General features: G+C 49.4%; 13 protein-coding genes. 4 read left to right on the top strand and 9 right to left on the bottom strand.

Features of this window, described 5'->3' with window-relative positions:
* Positions 1–77: 77 nt before the first annotated feature.
* The 3 genes from CHI14_RS12265 to CHI14_RS12255 all read right to left on the bottom strand — a co-directional run bounded on the left by CHI14_RS12265 (position 78) and on the right by CHI14_RS12255 (position 4,174).
* A complete protein-coding gene (locus tag CHI14_RS12265) occupies positions 78–1,154 on the bottom strand; it encodes a response regulator transcription factor (protein WP_095288724.1) in 1,077 nt (358 codons plus the stop codon).
* Positions 1,151–2,926 carry a cache domain-containing sensor histidine kinase gene (locus CHI14_RS12260; protein ID WP_141236667.1) on the bottom strand — a complete coding sequence of 592 codons (1,776 nt, stop codon included), beginning with the start codon at positions 2,924–2,926 and terminating at the stop codon, positions 1,151–1,153. Before CHI14_RS12260 ends, CHI14_RS12265 begins: the two co-directional genes overlap by 4 nt.
* Before the next feature lie 195 nt (positions 2,927–3,121).
* Positions 3,122–4,174 carry a CotH kinase family protein gene (locus CHI14_RS12255; protein WP_249281080.1) on the bottom strand — a complete coding sequence of 351 codons (1,053 nt, stop codon included), beginning with the start codon at positions 4,172–4,174 and terminating at the stop codon, positions 3,122–3,124.
* 346 nt (positions 4,175–4,520) lie between these two features.
* Between CHI14_RS12255 and CHI14_RS12250 the strand changes: the two genes are divergently transcribed.
* From CHI14_RS12250 to CHI14_RS12240, 4 genes are read left to right on the top strand one after another with little or no spacing between them, the layout of a single operon-like run.
* Positions 4,521–5,210 carry a hypothetical protein gene (locus tag CHI14_RS12250; RefSeq protein WP_095288721.1) on the top strand — a complete coding sequence of 230 codons (690 nt, stop codon included), beginning with the start codon at positions 4,521–4,523 and terminating at the stop codon, positions 5,208–5,210.
* 47 nt (positions 5,211–5,257) lie between these two features.
* Positions 5,258–5,395 carry a hypothetical protein gene (locus CHI14_RS29990; protein ID WP_170948111.1) on the top strand — a complete coding sequence of 46 codons (138 nt, stop codon included), beginning with the start codon at positions 5,258–5,260 and terminating at the stop codon, positions 5,393–5,395.
* Complete coding sequence (locus tag CHI14_RS12245) at positions 5,396–6,763, top strand: arsenic transporter (protein WP_095288720.1); 1,368 nt, start codon at positions 5,396–5,398, stop codon at positions 6,761–6,763. It abuts the gene before it with no gap.
* A gap of 13 nt (positions 6,764–6,776) precedes the next feature.
* Positions 6,777–7,445 carry a DUF2642 domain-containing protein gene (locus tag CHI14_RS12240; protein WP_249281079.1) on the top strand — a complete coding sequence of 223 codons (669 nt, stop codon included), beginning with the start codon at positions 6,777–6,779 and terminating at the stop codon, positions 7,443–7,445.
* A gap of 103 nt (positions 7,446–7,548) precedes the next feature.
* Here CHI14_RS12240 and CHI14_RS12235 read toward each other — a convergent pair whose 3' ends face one another.
* The 6 genes from CHI14_RS12235 to CHI14_RS12210 form a co-directional block, all read right to left on the bottom strand.
* The gene (locus tag CHI14_RS12235; protein ID WP_095288719.1) at positions 7,549–8,391 is read right to left on the bottom strand and encodes a hypothetical protein; all 843 of its coding nucleotides are present in this window, start codon (positions 8,389–8,391) and stop codon (positions 7,549–7,551) included.
* 275 nt (positions 8,392–8,666) lie between these two features.
* Entirely contained in the window at positions 8,667–9,410 is a 744-nt protein-coding gene (locus tag CHI14_RS12230; RefSeq protein WP_095288718.1) for a nuclease-related domain-containing protein, read from the bottom strand.
* Positions 9,411–9,707: 297 nt separating this feature from the next.
* Complete coding sequence (locus CHI14_RS12225; protein ID WP_095288717.1) at positions 9,708–10,601, bottom strand: NAD(P)-dependent oxidoreductase; 894 nt, start codon at positions 10,599–10,601, stop codon at positions 9,708–9,710.
* Between the two features lie 108 nt (positions 10,602–10,709).
* Entirely contained in the window at positions 10,710–13,043 is a 2,334-nt protein-coding gene (locus CHI14_RS12220; RefSeq protein ID WP_095288716.1) for a helix-turn-helix domain-containing protein, read from the bottom strand.
* Between the two features lie 57 nt (positions 13,044–13,100).
* On the bottom strand, positions 13,101–15,182 hold the full coding sequence (locus CHI14_RS12215) for an alpha-amylase family protein (RefSeq protein ID WP_095288715.1): 2,082 nt from the start codon (positions 15,180–15,182) through the stop codon (positions 13,101–13,103).
* Positions 15,183–15,200: 18 nt separating this feature from the next.
* A complete protein-coding gene (locus CHI14_RS12210) occupies positions 15,201–16,733 on the bottom strand; it encodes an extracellular solute-binding protein (protein ID WP_095288714.1) in 1,533 nt (510 codons plus the stop codon).
* Between the last annotated feature and the right edge of the window lie 10 nt (positions 16,734–16,743).

Below are 16,743 nucleotides of genomic sequence, written 5' to 3'. Positions count from 1 at the left end.
GGGTTGTCCTTGGAAACGGGGGTGTATGGATACAGATTCCTTATGATCTGATCTTCAGAACACATAAAGAACATGTGCTACTCGTTGTGATCTCCAGCTCCCTGCTTACGATATTCGCGAGGAGACAATCCTGTCGCCTGTTTGAATACGGTTGTGAAATAGCTTGAGTTATCAAAGCCGGTCTGTTCTGCTATATCCGCCATGCTCTGCCGGGTGCTGTGCAGCAGCAGTTTCGCTTTCTCAATCCGGCGTTTGCTGACATACTGGCTGAAGCCCTGTCCGGTCTCCTTTTTGAACAAATGGCTCAAGTAGTTTGGCGTCACATGCACATGAACAGCAGCTGCCTGCAGCGTGCAGCTTCCGGCGTAATTCATCTCAATATACCGAATGACACGTGTGATCACATGATCCTGCTGTTCCCGGGTCAGGCGCATTATCATATCCATCCACTCTTCACTCTTCGAGCGAGCCCATGCAATGACTTCGGGCACGGTATGAATCCACAGCAGCGGATCTGGACCGAATGTGTCCAGTCCACCGGACTCCTGTGGCTGAAGCTGCTGTGCGAGCATATCCGTCAAGACTTTCATGAGCAGATGGATCTCGGATTTGCATTGTGGCAGTGGCATCCTGGCGGCCTCTTCCAGTTGGTCCTCAACCCAAATGACCATCTCCTCAAATTGCTGATGGAGCAGCATTGCAGCCAGTTCTTCGCGCCATCTCTCGGAACGGTCCACCTGGATGTATTGTTCCCTGATTCGCATGTCTGACTGCTTCCGGCGATACCGTTCATGTGCCCTGCGCAGCACCTTACATGCTTCATCGAGGGAGAACGGCTTGAGCAAAAATTCAATGGCACCGTAGCGGATGGCACGCTGTGCATATTCAAATTCACGATACCCTGTCAAAATGATAATCATGATATCCCGCCCGCTCTCATGTATGCGTTCAGCCAAGTCCAGACCATCCATTACAGGCATGTTAATATCCGTAATAATCAGATCAGGCGTACAGCTGTGCACCGCCTGAATCGCTTCTTCTCCATCAGCAGCTTCCCCCACAACTTCCCATCCGAGAGGGTTGTTCCGAACCAGATGAATCAGCCCCTGACGGAATAACGCTTCATCATCGACCACAAGCATACGTCCATTCACAGCCACTGCTCCTCTCTATCATCCGAATTCCCCGGCATCATTCCTAGTCCGGTCTGATATGGTAAACGAAGGCGTACAAGCGTCCCCTCTCCCACAGCAGACTCGATCTGTACGCCATAAGGCTCCCCGTGAATCAGCTCGATTCTACGGAGTACACTTCGGATGCCAATATGCTGACGTTCCTCCTCCGCATGCGGAACTGGCTTCATCATTCGTTCAATGACCAGTGCATCCATGCCGCAGCCGTTATCTACGATTTCAATAATGAGCATGTCTGTCTCCGTCTTCGTCTCATGCCCTAGTTGCAGTAAACCACGAATCTGCAAACGGCGATTGTCCCTCTTGTCTGAGAAGGCATGTACAAACACATTCTCGACGATAGGCTGGAGCAGCAATCGGATCACCTGACAGCGAAGTAACTCCGCAGGTATTGAAATATCAATGGATAATGCTTCCTGATATCTGGCCTGTTGGATTTGCAAATAATGATCAATTTGCGTCATCTCATCCTGGAGAGTCGTTAACCGCTGCACGGGCTCCAGTGTATATTGCAGCATTTCAGACAGGGCTGTAACGAGACGAGCGGATTTCTCATCGCCCAGCATATAAAACTTCCAGAAAAACATGCTTAGTGTGTTATATAGAAAATGAGGGTTCAACTGCGCCTGAATGGCTTTGAGCTCGGCTTCCTTTTCACTGAGTTCTCGCTCGTACACCTCATGAATGAGCGTATCGATCCGGGAAGCCATCGCATTGAACCGTTCCCCGATGAAGCCCAGCTCGTCCCGCGTCTCTATTCGGACCCTTGTATCGAACTGGCCATCCCGCACTCTTTTCATCGCATTGACCAGACTGGCCAGTGGACGAAGCAATCTGCCGCTAATGATAGTGATGATGAACCAGGAGCATAGTACGCTGGCTGCGGCAGAGAACACGGCGACTTGCAGGATGAGCTTCCCCTTGTTCTGAATCTGTGCGAGCGATACCTTGCTCACCAGTGTGAAGCGTGCCTTATCCGAGGTTTGTTTGGTATACAAGTGAGTTGATCCCTGCTCGTCCCTGATCTCGGTTGCCCCCAGGTTTAGCTGTGTAAGCGGCGGCGGGTCTGTATCCTGATTATGAAACGCATACAGCAGCTGCCCTTCCGCATCAAACAGATCAACGGAAACTTCCTCGTTCAATCGCAGGTCCTTGAGATACGACTCAAACAGCGAGGTGTTAAACAGGATCAACATCACTCCGTACGTTTCCAGATCAACCGAGCGCATTAATCGTCCAGCCAAAATCCAATTGGACTGCTCTTCCTGCAGGAAAGCATCCGGACCCAGACGATTCCATACGTATTCGCCGCCCGTCCCTTCCAGCTTATGAACCATCTCGTCCAAATAGGAAGGATTCATCTGCTGAAACGAGCCGGCAAAGGCGCCCAAGTTAAATATATTTCCCTTCAGATCATAAATGCGAAGTCCCATGATCTCCGGTGCATCCAGCCTTACCTGATACAACTGGTCATCCAGTTCATCCTCAAGCTTCATCTGATCATAGGAAGAGATGCCTGAAGCTTGTGCCTTAATGGCATTTTTCACGGAAGGATTCAGTGTGATGTAATCCGTGACTTTGTACATGTCGTTGACCCGCGAATCCAGCCGTGCCAGAACCTGTTCTGCGGTAAGACTATACTGACGACTGACTTCTTCATTAAATAGGGCAATATGGATGCGATATGTGATCAGCCCTGTCATTCCCGAGATGAATACCGTTGCTGCCGACAAAAACAAGATTAGTTTCGTTCTGAATTTAAAGCGTTTACAAAAGTTATCCCACCATATCCTGTACACGCACCTCACCCTTATCCCGTCCCCGTCTTATGCTTAAAAACATATCACACCCCTGTTCAAAAAAACAGAAAAACCCTGACCCCTGTCTGCAGTGGCCAAAGTTATTCGCCTCGTCTTTATCCTGTTCATCTACATTCGATGTATTTCCTTCTGCAGATACCCCCGGCGCTCTGCCACATAGGTACGAATCTTCTCGGGTTCACCATAAAAAACATTCATCGGCCATTTCATGTAGGGATCCTGCTCCACAGCTTCACGGATCTGACCGTGTAATCGATATACTACCGGCATAATCCGTTTCTCGGTGAACACGTTCATCAGATGCTGCTTCATCATTCTCTTGTACTGCTGACGGAAAAGGCGGAAGGCAAGCAGCCGTCCAGTCAGTTTGTTATATCCCTGAATCCGTACGAGGTTCGGATCTACTCTCGCACCATAACAGTTTCTTCCCCAAGTCCCCTCATAATCCCAGGGAAGGATACCATACCTCCGGGTCTTGATCTTCTCATACCATGTGTAATTCTGATGGAATCCATCGAAGTTGCCTGTAAGTACAGCTCCACTCAGCCAGCGCAAATAATTATCCGTATCCATTCTCGCCTGCAAAAAGCGAAGCAGATCCTGCCTTGACTTCGTATTCAGCTGTTGGATAAAGGTACGGAGCCTCGTGCGATCCTCATCCTTGCCGCGTATCAGTGTGTATCCGGATAGTAGATCCGTGTTTGTTTCGGTAGAATCCGAATTCAGCGCAAATCCCGCATGATCGTTCACCGCATAGAAGATGCTTCGAACAGGCATTTTTCGCTGCCGAAAAAAGAACGATTTAACTCCCTCAATACGCAAATAGACACCCTTCAGCTGTCCGTTTAAATACAGTATGCAGTGCTGCGTTGACGGAGCCGGAACACGAAGGGATTCGAAAATATGGAACGAGAGTGCATTGCGCAGCAATGAGGGATCATCATACTCGGCATTAAAATGGAACGTTCTGCTGGACGTTCGAATTTCAAAAGACTTTTTGACATAGCCACGTGTGTGCCCTCCCCGGTATCGAATACGGATTGGAAGCTGCCTGCTGTCCATCTGCATCGTTCCGTTCACAAACGTATCTGACCAGATATTTGATGTTAACTGTTGATACTCGTTATCGGACACCGAGATATGGTAGACAGGTAGAGCCATTTCCATCCGCCTTTCATTGAAGACCCCTGAGATTGCCCGTAGGCTGTTACATCATCCTATGCAGGAGCACAGCAAGCCGTAAGGGCAGATACACAGTTCCATTCATAGCACCTACAAGCTAACCTTACGGGATGCGGAATAATCGTGCCATTAATCTATGATTATCATCCTCTTCTCATAGATTATAGCCAAAATAGTATAGAAATGGTTGACTGGCTAGTCCCTCTCAAAAGCATGTTTCATATGATTAAACTACAGACAGACACGAATGACGAATGCAATGGATCAACAAAACATCCGCCATTTATGTCCATCTGAACTTATATCACGGAAGGGGCGCAACACTATGTCTATGAACGGTCAAGGTTTGAGAGGTTTGCTCGGAAGAGAGATCAAGATTAACCGGGGTGGCCCAGATTCCGTAACGGGCACGCTGATGGACGTACGGTGGGACTATATGGCGATGAGCTGCAAGGAAGGAATTGTCTATGTCAATGAGACTCATGTCAAAAGCATCACAGAGACAGGCCGTTCCGGTGGAAACAGAGCTGCAGCCTTAGGGAACCCAATTCCGTCCAATACGTTTCTCGGGGTTATGCAGGCACTCCGCTTCCGTCGTGTTCAGATCAACCGGGGAGGACCTGAAAAAGTCGAAGGCATCCTGGCCGATGCCAATCAGAACCAACTGGTTATGGCTTTGAAAAATCAGGAGATTGTTCGTATTCCCATGCAGCATGTGAAATCGGTATCCCTTGTACGTGGCAGCAACAACAATAATAGTAACAATAATAACAACAACACTAACAACAATGGTAACAACACGAGCCAAGGCAACCAAGCGGCTCAAGGCAACCGGTCCCAAGGGAATCAGGCTGCTCAAGGGAACCAATCTCGAGGGAATCGCTCTCAAGGTGCCCAACAAGGCGCTCAAGGTAACCGTTCGCGCGGCAACCAAGGCAACCAATCCAAAGGAAACAAATCTGGCGGGAATAAATCCGGTGGCAACAAGTCTGGCGGCAAAAAGAGATCTTGTTAATCACGTGACAGCTTAGGTTATCAACCAGTTTAAAGGGGGGAATACTCATGTTGATCTTCGTTGCTGTTGTCTTAATTGGTGTGCCTTTCTACTGGATCGTTGTACCTGGAAGGCCCACTCCAACCCACGAACATTCGATTCAATCTCCACCAGGACTTCTCCCCCTGGGAGGTGAATCACAGTAAATGCCTGATTACCAGTTGTGGTTAACCTTCGGGGTGTTTATTATTACTGTCATTTTCCTGATGTGGCGACCTGGCGGATTAAATGAATCCATCCCTACTTCGCTTGGCGCCCTTCTTCTTGTTATTACTGGTGTGAGCAGCTTTGCTCATATTGTTGGCATCTTCGGGATTGTTTCCGGCGCTGCTGTAACCATTCTCTCGACCATTGTCATGTCCATCATTCTCGAGAGCATCGGTTTTTTCCGCTGGATCGCCATCAATATGATAGAAAAGGCACGAGGCTCTGGCTTCCGACTATTCTGGCTGATTCTATTACTCTGTTTTCTCATGACCATCTTCTTCAACAACGACGGCAGTATACTGATTACAACTCCAATCATTCTCCGAATCTGTTCCATCCTTCGCCTGAAAGTGCATCAGCAATTACCTTACCTGATCTCAGGTGCACTCATCGCTACAGCTTCCAGTGCCCCGATCGGACTTAGTAATCTCGCTAATCTCATCGCCTTGCAAATGGTCGGATTAAACCTGAACACCTACACCCAGATGATGTTTGTGCCATCGATGCTGGGGATCATGGTGATGACCATACTGCTGTTCTATTATTTTCGCAAAAGTATTCCCAAGGTTATTCATCACTACCCTATGTCCATGCAACCCACATCCGGTTCAGGGTATCATCCGCTGCAAACAGGAAATCAGGATATACCACGAGCGGATAGTGGAAAGAGCGTAGACTGGTGGTTGTTCCGTGTCTGTATCGGGATTGTTGTATTCATTCGGGCAGGATACTTTCTCGCTGAGCAGTGGGGAATTCCTATGGAGATTGTCGCAATCACCGGTGTTGTTCTGATGCTGGCTGTGCGTTGGTATCGCACCCGGACTGGTCTTAAGGATGTAGTTACACAAACGCCTTGGCACATTCTGCTCTTCGCCTTCAGCATTTATATTATCGTGGATAGTCTTCACCGGGCTGGAATGACAGCTGTTATCGTTCAGTGGATGAAGCCCATGGTAGAAGGTGGTGACGCCAGTCTCATTGCCGTATCGGGTCTAATGCTCACTCTATTATCCAATCTGCTCAATAACCTGCCTTCCGTCATGATTGGCACATTTGCAGTAACCGATCTTCAATTAGGTGATACCCAGCTGCATCTGGCTTACCTCGCCAACATTCTGGGTAGTGATATTGGAGCCTTGCTGACACCGATAGGTACTCTAGCAACGTTGATCTGGATGTTTATTTTGAAGACCCACCATGTTCGAGTCTCTTGGAAACAGTATATGAAAGTAACCTTCATAGTGATACCAATTAGTCTAATTGTCAGCCTATTTTCCCTATATATTTGGACGTCTATTCTATATTGAGAGGAGGTATACTGTGAAATTCCCAACAATGTGGCTTGGAAAATCCATCGAATTGGAACTATCCGGCTGTAAACTTCCAATTCAGGGTGAGATCATTGATATGGGTCAGGACCTAATTGTTGTTTACGGAGATCAACGATTCACCTATGTACCTCTTCATCACCTTCAATCCATGCACATAACCAAAGGGGGCGATGCCAGTTCCACCTCCAGCGTGCCTGCGCCTGATCCCGAGATGGATCACAACAATATATCGTATCGCAAAATATTAATGAATGCTCGTGGCAGATTCAGTGAAGTTTCGATAGGCGGACGTACGCTGCACGGTTATATTACGAACATTATGAACGACTACTTCATCTTCTTCTCTCCGCTGCATCATTCGGTCTACGTCTCCATCAATCATCTGAAATATATCATTCCTTCTCCAACAAACAGCACGCCTTATTCCCTAAGCCAGCAGCATTTCCCCATTCAGCCTGCGTCCATGCCTCTTTCCCGGACAATGGACCAACAGCTTCAGAAAATGGTTGGTGAACTTGTTATCCTGAATCTTGGTGACAAGCCATATCGGGCTGGATTGCTGAAGAGCGCAGACAATAAGCTGATTGAACTGGTAGAGGCAGAAGGTCAGACCTTGATTATGCATACCGATCATATTCAAACCATTCATCTGCCTTGAATATAGGAAATGACCGAAAAAGGTCCATCCGCTTATCGGATGGACCTTTCATTTATGTTGGTAAGTTGTTGGGGCCCATCCATGAATGGGACAAGCCGCGCTTCTACTTTCCGTATGTCTGCTCCATACGCTCTTCCTCATTCGTAGACAGCAATATATTAAGCAGCCCCATCGCATTATTGGCATCGGTTCTCGCCGTTTGGTACTTCTCGGCAAACGCTGCCTCATCCTGCTCGGGGTCCATTGCTGCCAGCTCCCCCCATGACTTGCGGGCCTTGTCGTAGAGTTCGCTTAACGTAATGTCATATGGATGCTGTGCCACCGGAGCCATGGATTCGAATTTGGCGGTGACTCTGAAGAAATCCATGGAATCCTGAAACGATTGGCTGCTGTAATCCTTGTTATTCATCGCATCTTCTGTAATCAGCAGACCTTCACGAGAAATAAACAGTGTCTTGACCATGGCCCGTTCCAGGTTCGTAGCTTCATCCCAAGTGATATAGGACACGTCAGGAGCCTGTACAGTTGTAAAGAAAGGAAAGGCGTCATCGATTAAACGCTGTGTATTGGCATGAATCGGAACCTCTGCGTTCATATCCACGACAGTATCGCTGTAGTTGGCAACGTTAATATTCTTGGACCCTTCCTCACTAACCCGGCGAACCGGATGGTCGTCTAGCGGAATGCGGATATAGCCCAGCTTGTCAGCGTATTGATCCTGCAGTTCTTTCAACGTCTCCGTAGCATCCGAGGCTGGTTCCGCCGCGTTACTCTCACTATTCTCTTTTGCCGTATCGGCACTGGACGGCTCTGCTGCGGTCGCTTCAGCTGCCTCTTGGGCAGGCTCGGGGCTGGCAGCTTCCTTGGCCCCGCCACCGCATGCAGATAAAACTGCAGCCAAGCTGAATATCAAGGTAAACACACGAATCGGTTGTATCCATCTCATGGTATAATCTTCCCCTTATCTTATGTATGCATCTAATCTACATTAACCATGGCATGTACGATTGAACTCCTATTATCCTTATGATCTATCTTCGGATAACATGCCGTATTCACAGGTAAGTATTGGTCTACATTCTAACATAAGTTAAATTCTGGGTGTATACGACGATGTACCTGTCTCCTTGAACTGTCATGACTGGATGCCCCCGACAAAAGTACAAAAAAACACTGTCATCCCGAAGGACAACAGTGTCTGCAAGAAAACCTATCTATAAGCTATTTAATCCCCTTAGCCTTCTCGATATGTTCCGCCCGGGTCTGAGGCTCTGTGCAATTGGCTGACGACAGCAGGGAATAGATAGCCTGAATATCCTGCTCCTTAAACAACGTCTCAGGCACTTCTGCTTCGAGTCTTTCCGTTTTGCGCAGAATGGTTTCAACCAATTCGTGATCATATATCACCAGTTCATCGGAATTCACATACCGCACCGCAGGATCGACACTGATCCGGCAGCGATTGGTGAAGGTCACCATGGAAATCATGCGGATCCGCTTATAATCTCCGAGGTGTGCATGAACCGCCTCCACATGACCCCGATGCTGCATCAGAGGATTATACATCTTAATGCGACTGGTACTGACCGTCCAGTTGGCTTCTCTGCGCCCACCCCGAATCTCGCCTGTTGTCAGGTTACGGGTCTCGATGACGAAGATCCCCCGCGGACCAATAACAACATGATCAATCTGAGAATAGCCAGAACGGGACTTGGGATTGGCCACGAGCAGATCACTCAAAACTTTGTATTGTCCCGGGAGACTGTACAGTCGTTCTGCTGTAGTCGGTTCTTCCGGCTCGCTGATCCAGGCGGCTTCATGTTTGGATTTGGATTTGGGTTTGCGTCTGCTCCGCGTCATTCGGGCAGGTGCGGGGCCCGTATCCGGCATCGCGGGGGCCGAAGCCGTAATTGAACTCGCAAGCTCTGGCTGTGTCTTGAACAGAGACAGGATTTTTTTGAACATGGGCAAGCTCCGTTCTAAAATTTAGTGTGAGTTACAGGTGATCGGTTACGACAATTGAACACATAACAACATCTTTGGACTTCCATTATGTAAACTTCTATTACTTATGTCGGATGAAGACGGGTAAAAATAAAGGTCATCAGGCCTAATTTCCTTGCACAAACCAAAGTATACGAAAATATTTAACCAATATTGTGACTTTAGACACATGCGATCCATTGGGAATAATTCTAAAAAAACAGCGCATCCCTTTCCATTTAAGAAAAAGAACACGCTGCCGCTTACCACTAACACTATTTATGCTTGAAGATAGTACGTATAGAGCACCTGCGTGCCCTTCTCATCCAGACCGTTTCTGGATATTTCCTGATACAGGGATTCAGCCAGTGCCAGTCCTGGCGTCTTCATGCCCATGGCTTTGGCCGATTCGAGGGCAATTCCCATGTCTTTGATAAAATGTTTCACATAAAATCCAGGCTCGAAATCGCCTGCGATCATGCGCGGACCGAGATTGCTCAGCGACCAGCTTCCGGCTGCCCCGGTAGCAATGCTCTTCAGCACGTTCTCCGCGTCAAGCCCCGAACTCTTGGCATAGGCGAGCGCTTCGCATACGCCCATCATGCCTGATGCGATGGCAATCTGGTTGCACATTTTGGTGTGCTGACCGGAACCCGCCTTGCCCTGCAATACAATGTTGGTGCCCATACACTCAAACAGCGGTCGTACCGCTTCGAATGCTTCCGCGGTGCCACCAACCATGATGGACAGCTTGCCATCGCGTGCGCCAATATCTCCACCCGATACGGGTGCATCCAAGGCATGCAGCCCCTTGGCTTCTGCTGCCTCGAAGATGCGAGCAGCCAGCATGGGACTGGATGTCGTCATATCAATCAGGAATGAACCTGGTTTAGCATTGGCCACAAGACCGTCCTCGCCAAGATAAATCTCCTCTACATCCTTCGGATATCCTACCATGGTGATGATGACATCACACTCAGCCGCAAGTTTGCCTGGTGTATCGTGCCAAACGGCCCCTTCATTCACCAACGCCTCCGCTTTGGCAGCTGTGCGGGTATACACATGCAGCGGGTAGCCCGCTTTCTGGATGTGACCTGCCATGCTTTTCCCCATAACGCCTGTACCGATAAAGCCAACTTTCGTCTCTCCAGGTGCCTTCGTCGTATTTGTCATCGTAGGTTTCCTCCTTGTATCTCTATGGTTTGGTGAGGTGCTTGTCTTGGATTGCTATATCTGTATGTTATAGCTTTCGCACGCCGCCGTCTATCATTTACATGAAATCTAGCGGACCGACATTCGATATTGATTGGGCGACATCTGAACAAACCGCTGAAAGGCCCTGTTCAGGTTGCGTTCCGAATATCCCACCTGTTCGGCAATTTCCGTAATGGTGCAATCGGTATCCTTCAACAATTGCTTCGCTTTTTGCACCTTCAGATTCATCATGTATTCGATAAAGGACACCCCCATTTCCTTCTTGAAGAGCCTGCTTAGATAGGAAGGACTGACATTCACGAGTTCTGCACAATCCGATAGCGACTGCATTCCTTCGGGATGGCTGCTCAGATGCTCGCAGACCCGCTGAACAATCAGGCGGGATGAATTGGTGCGAAGATCCTGACTGGCCTCAATGCATAATGGAAACAGCACACCGATAAACCAGTCGTGCATCTCCTTCGATGTCTGATTCTCCTGCAGCTGATCGAACAGATTGCTGCCCAGTCGTTCAAGCATGCCGGGACCCTTCGTCTCCATGAATTGAATAATGGCCGACAGCAGCATGTGGTATCCCTGAATCATGATCGTATAGGATTCGGAAGCACGCACTTTCTTGGAAAACCGATGCAGCGCATCCTCCGCATGCGTAAGCGTTCCGTTCCATAGGGATTCAAGAATTTCCTCTTCGATCTCCCGGGGATACATGAAGACCGGATTACGCTGGGTGGCCAGAATATCTTCATAGAACAGAACGTTCTCGGCATCATCAAATAGCCGATACTGCAGGGCGAGCTGCGCTTCCCGAAAGGACTCTGCAATCCCATGAAGTTGACCCGGACGCCCTACGCCCACCGTTGCCGAGAAAGACAGGTACTGATCCAGTGCATGATGAATCTCCTCTGCATAGCTGCATACCCTCTGCCTCGCTTCACGAGGAGAAATCTCTGAATCGAAATGCAGGATTGCCACCGAATCACTATCATTTTTGTCTACAACATACCCCGTCAGATCCGTATTTTGGCTGAGCAGTTCGTCCATGACGTTTCTCAGGGCAAATACAATGACGGGACCTTCACTGGGTAAAAATCGTTTCTTCTTGACCAGATTTTCCACTTTTACAACCAACACCAAAAATTGTCCCTCTGTCCGGAACTCATGTCTGGCACATTCTTCTTCCAACCTGCTGCTGGTCCATGAACCGCTAGATTGCAGTAATCTCTGCAAAAAACGATCGCGGAGGTCTGGCTGTATGCCCTCTATATACCGATTCAGGGTTTCGGTCTGTTCATTGAGATAGCTGAGCGAAGACCGGATATATTCAATTTCATTCCCCTGCGGAGCTGTTTCCTGCCCGTTCCTGCGCAAGTGCTCTCCATACCGCAGCAGCTGCTGAATAGGGTTGTAGGCCAGCCGTGAGCTGAACCAGGTGAGCAGCATACCGACCAACACAAAGATGGACACCGAGATCAGGATGAGCACCTTGATCCAATTCAACTGGGCAATCATCTCCTGCTCAGGGAGCTGGGATATATAGGTCCTCCCCATGGATGCCGAAGCATATGCCACAAGCTCATTCCCATGCTCCCCCTTCAGTACCTCATGACCCGAGCGTTCCCTGCCTTCTGCATATGCGATCTGCTGCAGCACTTCGTCCTCCGATGCCCGTTTGCCAATCTCTCCAGGGCCGTCCGTGTGCAAAATAATATGCTGATCTGCATTAAGAATGGCTAGGGATTGATCTTCCAGACTGACGGAATAGCTGCGCAGCAAACTCCGCAGCTCCTGTTCCTTCACTTGGAGAATGACCACTCCGCGCGGTTCCCCCTGTCCCATGACAGGCACTTGCCTCACATAGGAGATATAGCCCGCTTCTCCGGATTGGGGAAGATACCTCCAGCCTGCAGCTGCATGGCCTTCCAGAGCAGCCTCCATGTCCTGCTTTTCCTTGTAGTCTGCCAGCGAGACCAATCCGTAATAATGGGACAGAACCATATCTGTTTTAGCATCATAATAGATCATTTCTTCAATTAGATTATTGGTGTTTTTGTGGAGCTGAAACAGATCGAGCAGATCCAGATGAAGAAAGTAATCGCTCTCATAATGAGCACTGCCTAATGCATTTCGCATCAACGGGCCACTGGCGAGCTGCATCGATTCATGCTCAATATTGGTCAGAATATTCTCCACCCTGTCTTTGAGCAAATTCAATGAGGCCATGTTGTTATCCTGGAATTGCTCGGTCAGTTTGATCATCGAGAAATGATAGTACGCGCTTCCGGCAAGCACCACCGGGATGACCACCGACATGCAGCCCAACCAGATCAGTCTTTTCAGATAACCATTCGTTGCGAACCAGCGGTCAAGCGCTGATTGGATGGTGTGCATTACCCGTCTCATGGAATCACCCCCGTATGCTGCCTTAGGCTCATTTTCGCATGTCTCTGTTCGGGTTCATTATATCAAGAGAGTTACCTGGATACACTCCCAAACGTCCAGCTTGGGGACTCTAATTTTTAGTTTATTTCCAGTACGATCTGTCTTAAGCTTCATTCCTGCGATTAACGCTTCAGCGTCTCCTGCAGAATGATCCTCCCCTGGACAAACTGTAATCTCAATATCATGGATGGGGAGCACGGATGACAGCGGTCTGCGTCCTGCCCCATTCACCAGATGAATCAGCAGGTCGTTATCCTTGCGGAAAACAGTCAGCTGTAAACCGGGTGCTTCCGTGATCGATACCAGAGCTCTATTATTCAGCAACACATGAACGGCATTGGTAAACAACCGGAAATGCTCCTCCAATTTGAATTCCTGTATGAGACCACTAAGCGAAAACGGGAAATATAAGATCTGCCCTGTGCCATAGCTTCGCAACAGTGCCAGCGGAAGATTGGTTTGTTTAACAGCCAGTGAGGCCCGTTCCGGAGGCGCTCCTACACTTTCCAACGGAGAAAACGGAGGAACTAGCGTTGCCAATACCTGCACATCCACATCCTTGGGCTGACAGTACATCACCTTGCCTCGATGCGGTATGAGTTCCGTTTCCTCCAGCTTCCGCTGCAGTGGATTCCCTTCGTTGGCTGTAATAGAGTTCTGTTCAAACCGTAGATAAGATGCAGCCAAATACTCGCTCTCCTGCATTTCCCCGGAAATACCAAATAGGTCCAATAGCATCGAATCGGTCTCATTTCCAACGTTCGGCAGTTCTCCCTCTGCGATAAGGCTGCCTCCCTGACTCACATAATCGCGGAGCAAATCTATAAAATGGGATGAATGTGCGAATCCTTCAGGCAAAATAACGACCGGATAGTGATTCAGGTCCACGCTGGCCACCTGTTCAGGCAGAATCACATCGAATGAAATGTGCTTATGGATGAGCGCCTCCGCCAAGCCTTCTGCTGAACGATTGGCACTCCACATGAGCGCCACCTGGTTCATTGGTTGTGCGCCGTCCATATGGGAAGCAATCTTCGCTGCATCCCTGTTGACCTCTGTCACGGTTCGCAAAATCCGCTTATCCGTAATCGTATCCGGGATTCCGGTTAATGAATGCCAGAGCTGACCGCCATTGGCTGGAATCTGCGAGAGCCAGAAGCGGTATTCGGCAGGCGGAAGCCCGGTATGCCGCCAGTCCATGCCTGGGCAAGAATGTACAATGCCGAAGGGATCAGGGCGACCTGGAACGGAACGCCCCACCTTGATACTGAGCGCAGGATGCCAGAACTCCGGGATACGGGTGTGCCCCAGCGACAACACATCCTGCGGTTCAGTACAGAGCATGTCGGTAATGGACACCCGTTTCTCCAGATTATCCCGATGCAGATTATAGTACAGGATCATCGGCACCTCAGGCCGAACAGCCTTGATCTCCTGATACATCCGGCCCAGATTATCATCGAAGCAGCGGGCTGCAAAATCAGACGCCATCTCTGCTGAAGTACTCGGCAGCTCTGTTCCATACATCCCCTTGTATTTCTTCTGACAATTGGAACATTGGCAAAATACATATCCGGGTGCGTTGAAGAATACACCGTCAATCTCATAACGTTCCAGTGCTTCCCGGATTACAGGAACCGCCAGTTCCTCGTTGCGGTAGCCTCCGTTAATGCAGGTCGACATCAACAGAGGCCAGGCCCCCGGCCTAGTGGCGCCGATAATATCCGGCTGGCCACCTTCCTTGCGGACAAACCACCCGGGCTTCTGCAAATATACGGAGTCCTCTGCCTTGCTGAAATCGAAGCGGGCAATAAAGCGAATCCCGCGCTGATGACAGCTCTGGATCATAGCCCGCAGCAGATCGCTGCCGCGGGGCAAGTATTCATTTTGCACATGAAATGCGACATCGGATCGGTACCAGGCATAGATTCCACCCACATTAAACACCATGGCATTGGCACCCATCTCGAGCAGTTGGTCCGCAAGCCGTTCGGGATCAATCTTCTCGGTGTCCTTCACCTGCATGTTAGGTTGAATGGTGCGCAGCGGCTGCTGCCACCAGGGACGTTGTTCCTTATCGCTCAGTATGGGAGTCTTCATCGCTTCTCCTTTACCTCGTTATTGTTGATTAAACTGCTCATAAGCTTTGGCCATTTCCTGATAAGCCTGCTTGATGTCCGGCTGACTGTTCAACTTGTCTACATAGGCTCTGAACTCTTCGACACTGATCTGTCCAACAATCGTTCGGGTCAACATGGAGCTGTACTCGTCTGCATATTTGGGCCATGTCTCTCTCCAGGCCTCCGAGGTAATCACCCGGTAGAAGTCGATCTTTCCAATTTCGTCGAAATTCTCAACTTCCTTGATTTTGGCGTCATTATAGGCTTTGTCTCCGGAAGCACTAATCACTTTGCCCCATTTGGCATAGGCAAGTACCCCTGCCCCTTTGCTCGTTGTGTTCACTTCCTTAACGCCTTGCTCCGTCAGCACTTTCTGACCATCCTGTTCCGTATAGTGCGTACCCTCAATTCCATAGTAGGCAAAGTCCGTCATTTCCTGGGAAGCGGTCAGATCAAAATACTTCAGGAGCTGCTTCACTTTCTCTTCAGGCACCTTCTTGGAAATGTAGAATCCACCCGCGACTCCGGTCTCCAGACCGACCGCCGCATCTCCATGAGGACCTGTCAGAGACAAGTTCAGAATTTTGGCGTCAGGCTGCCCGGATTTTTTCATGGCCTGCTCCCACTCATGATCCCACCAGATCGGACGTCCGTAAGAAGCCGCCCGGTTGGTCTTGAATAGTTCTTCGGCCTGACTCTCCTTCATGACAGCATATTCCTTGGAGAGCAGCCCATCGGCGTACAGTTCCCGGAACCACTCGACCATCTCCACATATTGCGGTGTTAAACCAGGGCTCATCAGCCCGCCATCGTTATCATAGGTTGGGTTATATGCCCCGAATCCGGCTTGGAACATGGCAGGTGGATTGTTGACGAATAACAGGCCAACCGTGTCCTTCTTGCCGTTGCCATCCATATCACTGTCCACGATTTTCTTCAGGGCTTCTCTATATTCCTCGAACGTCTTGGGAATCGGCAGATTCAGCTGCTTCAGCCAATCTTCCCGAATTTTCAGTCCGCCATCAACCCGGGAACGGGAGCGTGGAACGGCGTAAATGCCTCCATCCACCGACAGGTATTTGAGCGCATCCGGCGCCAGATTCTCCTTCAGGTTCGGATATTCGCTGAGATCTCCAAGGAATGGAGTCAGATCCCAGAACGCACCGTTCTTGATCGCGGTAATCAGCGTGGGGCGAATCTGATTCTGGTAGGCCACTACTTCTGGCAGATCACCGGAAGCGAGCAGCAAATCCAGCTTCGTATCCAGATCGCCTGAAGGCACCCATTCAATATCGAGTTTGGCGTTGGTGCGCTTCTCCCATTCGGTCCAATATTCATTGTTCATATCGGGAATTTCATTGTACAATCCGGCAAACATCTTGATGTCCAGCGGCTGGTCTCCACCGGATTCTCCGCTATTTGTGCTGCCTGCCGTTTCACCTGAACCACTGTTCCCCGTACATGCCGCCAGCATGGTTACTGCCAGAATCATGCAGAGCCATGTCGCCCATCGTTTACTCCCCTTGTTCATTCGCCTTCAT

The sequence above is a fragment of the Paenibacillus sp. 7516 genome (assembly GCF_002272715.1).
Taxonomy (GTDB): domain Bacteria; phylum Bacillota; class Bacilli; order Paenibacillales; family Paenibacillaceae; genus Paenibacillus; species Paenibacillus illinoisensis_A.
Note: the sequence above shows the minus strand (reverse complement) of the source record. Positions and strands in the feature narration are given on the sequence as shown.